Below are 6,134 nucleotides of genomic sequence, written 5' to 3'. Positions count from 1 at the left end.
TATTCAAATATAGAATATGATTTCTAAAAACAACCAACTAAAAAAACCTTAAATTATAAACGAGAAACAGCAATATAGCTCATCATCAAATGTGAACTTCAAAGCGTTCAGGTTAACGCATTGTAAAAAAGCAAAAAAGGATCTTTTTGCATCTTGCATTACTGTATTTTAGCCGCAAATCAATACCCATTATGAATTCATTATCCGTCTTTAGAAAAGTAGCCGTTGCAGAAGGGATTTCTTATATTCTGTTAATTTTTATTGCAATGCCCCTTAAATATTTTGCAGATCTTCCTCTGGCCGTAAAATACACCGGCTGGGCACACGGACTCTTATTCGTACTTTACATTGCCTTTTTTATCATGGCCTGGATGGATAACAAATGGAAAATAGGAAAATCGGCTCTGATTGTCCTGGCTTCCTTATTGCCTTTTGCCCCATTTTATGTTGATAAAAGGCTAAAAGAAGATAATTAAAAATAAATTTTGCTATTTATAATTCATTTTATACATTTGCAACCCGCTAACAAAGCAAATGCCCAGCTGGCGGAATTGGTAGACGCGCTGGTCTCAAACACCTGTGGGAAACCGTGCCGGTTCGACTCCGGCGCTGGGTACTAACCGGAATCGAACACATCGATTCCGGTTTTTTTATGCCTTTTCCGGGCTTAAAGATGCGTCAAATAGAATTCAATGTATTTCTGCTTAACCTAATTTTCTTTAGACTCTATAAAGAGACCTTCTCTGAACCAAATTCCTTTACAAATAAGCTTATTATTGCAACCTATGAAAATCACCAGCTAACTTTTTAAAAGGTTGAAGATGGTGCTATCGCACTTAACTGGAAAATAAGAAAAACAGATGCCAGTAAGCGGAGCATCTCCCATACAGGCGGCAGTTTAGGTTTTTGTAGACTTATTTATTCTTTCTTAACCATGATATAGCTTTTTTGACTTTTAGGTCCTTAATAAGAACTTCAAAATTATCACCATTCAAAACTAAAATGTCTGGATCAATATTTTTAGGATAAACCTTCCCATTTCTATCAGACACATAATCTACAGCCAAATTAAGACCTGAATATTCATTTAATTTAAATCCTAAATTAGTGGTAGTATACCCTCCGGTTGGCTCGCCAATTAGAATTGATTTATTCCTACCAATTGTAGTTATTACCGTCATCTCCCCGGAACTTGCGGTATTACCACTAATTAAAATTGCAATAGGAATGTCTTTTTTTACCGGATGGCCCTCATACTTTACGGATGACACTTTTACGGAGTCAACATAAAAAGTTCCATTTTTAATTATCCAATCACCATCAGCTTGATGATTAGGAGTGATAAATCCGCCTACTCTCCCTTCACCAATAAATTCAGCCAAACCAGCAATCATAGGATACATATTTCCACCAGTATTTACTCTAAGATCAATGATCCATCCCTTGATATCCTTGTTATTAATTTTGGCAATAGTATTTTTGATATCTCTACTAATGCTATCCATATGTTGACCCCTAAAATCATTGTTCCCGGGGATCAAAATGTACCCAAATTCTTCACCAATCTTTTCAGAACGAACAAATGAATATTTTTTCGTAGCTACTTTTATGATATCGTTTACTTGGATTCCATCATTTTTGTTCCAGCTATATGTTTTGTTTTTATATTTCAGGCTACCATGATGGTCATCAATTTGCTCGAATATATAAGGATAAATGGATAGAATTTCTTCATAGCACTTTGCTCCCGAAGCTTTGAGATAAACATTCTCACGCAATTCTTTCCAATTAACATTTTTACTATTTAATGCGTTGGCCTCAATAATAAATAGACTTTTATCTAAGTAGGATTTAACACTATCAACAATCGATGGTGAATTACTTTGCGCTTTTATAACGCATGGAAGAAAAAAAAGAGTTATTAAAAGAAATCTGTTCATATAACGAAGACGTAAGATAATAAAAAAGGTTGCAGCAATAGGTTTACACTGCCGAGCGCATCACTTGCAATAATCTAGGATATTAAATTAAACGATGATTTTGTGAAACAGTGATAAAGCTCTGTCAAAACGACCAGTATTTAGATAGAATTAAAGATACAAATCGTTTTACGTATAATGTCAAATTTCTCGCTCCACCCCCCTTTTATTTCTCTCCTTATAATCCGGTCTCTTTCCCTTATCTTTGCCAATAACTCAATATTCCAATACTGTGATTAATGTAAATAACATCTCCGTTTCATTTGGCGGAACCACCCTGTTTAGCGACGTAACCTTTTCGATAAACGAGAACGATAAAATTGCCCTCATGGGTAAGAATGGTGCAGGCAAGTCAACCATCCTAAAGATCATTGCCGATGTGGCTAAACCTACTTCCGGGAACGTAACCGGTCCAAAAGATGCGGTAATAGCGTATTTACCACAACATCTGCTCACCCATGATAAGGTGACCGTTTTTGAAGAAACGATGAAAGCCTTCGAAGAGGTAAACCAGATGCAAAAAGAGCTTGATGAACTGAATGAGCAGCTTACTATCCGTACTGATTACGAAAGTGATGATTACATGAAGCTGATCGAACGTGTATCGGAACTGAGTGAAAAATTTTATTCGATCGAAGAGATCAATTATGATGCAGAAGTAGAAAAGGTATTAAAAGGCTTAGGCTTCGAGCGCAAAGACTTTACCCGCCAAACCTCCGAGTTTTCCGGGGGATGGCGCATGCGTATTGAGCTGGCCAAAATTCTGTTAAAGAAACCCGACCTTATCTTACTGGATGAGCCGACCAACCACATGGATATCGAGAGTATACAATGGTTGGAAGATTTCCTGATCAACTCGGCAAAGGCGGTGATGGTCATCTCACACGACCGTGCTTTTGTAGATAACATCACCAACCGCACCATAGAAGTTACGATGGGCAGAATATACGACTACAAAGCCAAATACAGCCACTATCTCCAGTTGCGTGCAGACCGTCGCGTACATCAATTGAAGGCTTATGAGGAACAGCAACGCTTTATCGCAGATAACCAAGAATTTATAGACCGGTTCAGGGGAACCTATTCAAAAACCTTGCAGGTACAATCGCGCGTAAAGATGCTCGAAAAGCTCGAAGTTATTGAGATCGATGAAGTAGATACTTCAGCGTTACGATTGAAATTCCCACCATCACCACGTTCGGGCCAATATCCGGTAATTGTAGAAGAGCTCACTAAAACTTATGGCGATCATGTTGTATTCAAGAAAGCATCGATGGTGATCGAGAAGGGAGAAAAAGTGGCTTTTGTTGGTAAAAATGGTGAAGGTAAGTCGACCATGATCAAAGCCATCATGAAGGAGATCGATTTTGAAGGAGATTTAAAAATAGGCCACAATGCCAAGATTGGATACTTTGCCCAAAACCAGGCTGCGCTGCTTGACGAGAACTTAACGGTGTTCGAAACCATCGACCAGATTCCATTAAGCGATGGTACTATAAAAATTAAAGATCTTTTGGGTGCCTTTATGTTCAGTGGCGATGACACCACTAAAAAAGTTAAGGTACTTTCAGGAGGTGAGAAAACCCGTTTAGCCATGATCAAGTTACTCTTGGAACCCGTAAACGTATTAATACTAGATGAGCCAACCAATCACTTAGATATGAAGACCAAAGACATTATCAAAGATGCACTTAAAGATTTTGATGGCACTTTGATTCTGGTATCCCATGATCGGGATTTCCTGGATGGACTGGTAAAAAAAGTATTCGAGTTTGGAAATAAGCGTGTTCGGGAACACTTTGAGGACATTAAAGGATTCCTGGCCTACAAGAAAATGGATAGCTTAAAAGAAATTGAACAAAGCTAAAAAAAATTATTTATCCCAATAGGCATCTATTGGATATGTAAAAGCCTTGGAGAAATCTAAGGCTTTTTGTTGTAAACAAAAATTTCTATCATCAATCAACACACCCCCTTTTATCATCTAAAAGTATATTTTCAAAACTCATGTCTCATATTTGAGAAATACGTCATATATTTCGGTCATAATGAACAATACAGATACGCAACAGAAAATCATAGACGCCGCAATAGCCATCTTTAATGAAGACTTCTCAGCTCCTCTTGAAAAAGTAGCGGAAAAAGCTGCAGTAACCCGAAGAACATTACACCGTTATTTTAAAGACAGAAATGACCTGGTTATGCATTGCGAAAGAGATATGCAAGTTAAATGCAGAAAATCAATGTCAGAAGCCATGAACAGCTCTACAGCGCCCTTGGTACAGCTAGAAAACATGTTGTATGCGGGAATAAACTGTGGTGCAAAATATTCCTTTTTTAATAAAATCCACAGCCGGCACGAGCATCAGCACAATGCTAATAATGAAGCCTGTGCAGAATATGATGCCATGTATGAGAACTATAAAAGCATCACACTTCAACTGCAGGAAAACGGCCAGATCAGCAGACATTTAACTGTAGAATGGATATTAACCCTTTTTAGCAGTGTTATCAACGCCGCAGTTCAGGCAGAATCCATAGGCTCAATTGCCCGGAACAGCGTTAAAAAATTTGCCTGGTATTCCTTTAGCAAAGGAATTGGAATGTAAAAAAATTTGCACAACCATGTCTCATTTATGAGACATAAAATTTATACATATGAACACTAAAAACTTTGAGGTCATTATCATTGGAGGAAGCTATGCTGGTTTATCCGCAGCCCTCTCCCTTGGCAGAGCCATTAGAAAAGTACTGGTTATAGACAATGGAAAGCCATGCAACCGCCACACACCCCATTCTCACAACTTCCTTACACAAGATGGGAGAACACCCGCTACTATTGCAGAAATTGGGAAAGAACAAGTCATGCAATACCCAACAGTTCAATTCATGGATGCATGGGTTACAGAGATAAAAAAAGAGAAAGAACAGTTCATCATATCTACCTCCGACCACCAAAATCTTACTGCAAAAAAAATACTCTTTGCAACCGGTGTAAAAGACCTGATGCCAGCAATTGAATCTTTTGATGACTGCTGGGGAATCTCAGCTATCCATTGCCCCTATTGTCATGGTTATGAATACAAAGGGCAAAAAACTGGCCTGCTCTCAAATGGTGATATTGCCTTTGAATTCAGTCAGCTGCTCCATAACTGGACGGACCAGCTGACCATATTCACCAATGGCCCGTCTACCATTACAGCCACACAGGCAGATCAGCTGGCACTTAAGAACATATTTATAATAGAAAAAAAGATCACGAAATTCCAGCATCTTAAGGGCTATATTCAATCCATGAAATTTAGTGATGGAAGCACTTTTCAGCTCGATGCTATATATGCCAAACTCCCATTTGAACAGCACAGCCTGATCCCTGAAAAGCTCGGATGTGAAGTTAATGTGCAAGGATATATCCAAATAGATGAATTCCAAAGATCCTCCATACCGGGCATATATGCCGCAGGAGACAATACCACAAGCATGCGCTCTGTCGCATCCGCTGTAGCCGCAGGCACAAAAGCAGGTGCTTTTATAAATCATGACCTGATCTCCGGAAATTAACTGCACAAAGAGATCAAAGCCCTGTTTTACCTAAAAGACCCGGCTATAGCCAGGTCTTTTATCAATTATTTATCAAGTCTTTCTCTTAACCGGAGCAAATATTTATTGCGATAATAAAGGTCCTTAATCTTCAACAAAGACTGTTTTTGCTGCTCGTCATCCTGTGTTTCAAAACCAGAGGTCAAAACCAAAAGCTCATCAAAAAGCTTTTTTTCAATCAGATCCACCTCTGCCTTAATCTCCAGTAATTTTCCGGCATCAGGTTCGAATTCCAGCTCCATCAAAGCTTCATTCACCTCCATCATTTCCATTAAAAAACTTTGAGGAAGCACATAGTTCTCTCCCTCTGTCAAAAGACCTTTCAGTTCGAGGATATAATGCAGACGTTTCTGCGGATCACTCAATACCTGATAAGCTTTATTGTTCATCGTAGACAGTTCCAGCACCTCTTCCTGTTTCTCCTGACTTTCCATAATATAAAAATCAGGATGAAATTTTTTACTCAGCTCATAAAACTTCTGTTTAACGACAGCAGGATCCGGATTAAAACTCAAGGATAAGCCATACAGCTCAAAATAGTCCATATAACTATCT

At 38.5% G+C, this 6,134-nt stretch carries 6 protein-coding genes and 1 tRNA gene; 5 read left to right on the top strand and 2 right to left on the bottom strand.

Annotated features, from left to right (window positions below):
• The first annotated feature begins 191 nt into the window (after positions 1–191).
• Positions 192–476, top strand: coding sequence for a DUF3817 domain-containing protein (locus DBR11_RS11315; protein ID WP_108552659.1), 285 nt, complete (start codon positions 192–194; stop codon positions 474–476).
• A 60-nt stretch (positions 477–536) separates the two neighbouring features.
• Positions 537–616: transfer RNA gene (locus DBR11_RS11310), tRNA-Leu, on the top strand.
• Positions 617–914: 298 nt separating this feature from the next.
• Here DBR11_RS11310 and DBR11_RS11305 read toward each other — a convergent pair.
• On the bottom strand, positions 915–1,940 hold the full coding sequence (locus DBR11_RS11305; protein ID WP_108552657.1) for a S41 family peptidase: 1,026 nt from the start codon (positions 1,938–1,940) through the stop codon (positions 915–917).
• Between the two features lie 271 nt (positions 1,941–2,211).
• Here DBR11_RS11305 and DBR11_RS11300 point away from each other — a divergent pair, with 271 nt between their 5' ends.
• The 3 genes from DBR11_RS11300 to DBR11_RS11290 all read left to right on the top strand — a co-directional run bounded on the left by DBR11_RS11300 (position 2,212) and on the right by DBR11_RS11290 (position 5,540).
• Positions 2,212–3,846 (top strand): ABC-F family ATP-binding cassette domain-containing protein, encoded by a 1,635-nt coding sequence (locus DBR11_RS11300; protein WP_108552655.1) that lies wholly within the window; start codon positions 2,212–2,214, stop codon positions 3,844–3,846.
• 181 nt (positions 3,847–4,027) lie between these two features.
• Positions 4,028–4,588 carry a TetR/AcrR family transcriptional regulator gene (locus DBR11_RS11295; protein WP_108552653.1) on the top strand — a complete coding sequence of 187 codons (561 nt, stop codon included), beginning with the start codon at positions 4,028–4,030 and terminating at the stop codon, positions 4,586–4,588.
• Between the two features lie 49 nt (positions 4,589–4,637).
• Positions 4,638–5,540: an NAD(P)/FAD-dependent oxidoreductase gene (locus tag DBR11_RS11290; RefSeq protein WP_108552651.1), complete on the top strand. Its 903-nt coding sequence runs from the start codon at positions 4,638–4,640 to the stop codon at positions 5,538–5,540.
• A 65-nt stretch (positions 5,541–5,605) separates the two neighbouring features.
• Here DBR11_RS11290 and hscB read toward each other — a convergent pair.
• On the bottom strand, positions 5,606–6,134 hold a 529-nt coding region (gene hscB, locus DBR11_RS11285), incomplete at its 5' end, for a Fe-S protein assembly co-chaperone HscB (RefSeq protein WP_369974428.1).

Origin of the sequence: Pedobacter sp. HMWF019 (assembly GCF_003061025.1) — a bacterium.
GTDB lineage: Bacteria > Bacteroidota > Bacteroidia > Sphingobacteriales > Sphingobacteriaceae > Pedobacter.
The sequence above is the reverse complement of the archived record's forward strand: the minus strand, read 5'-3'. Positions and strand labels throughout refer to the sequence as shown.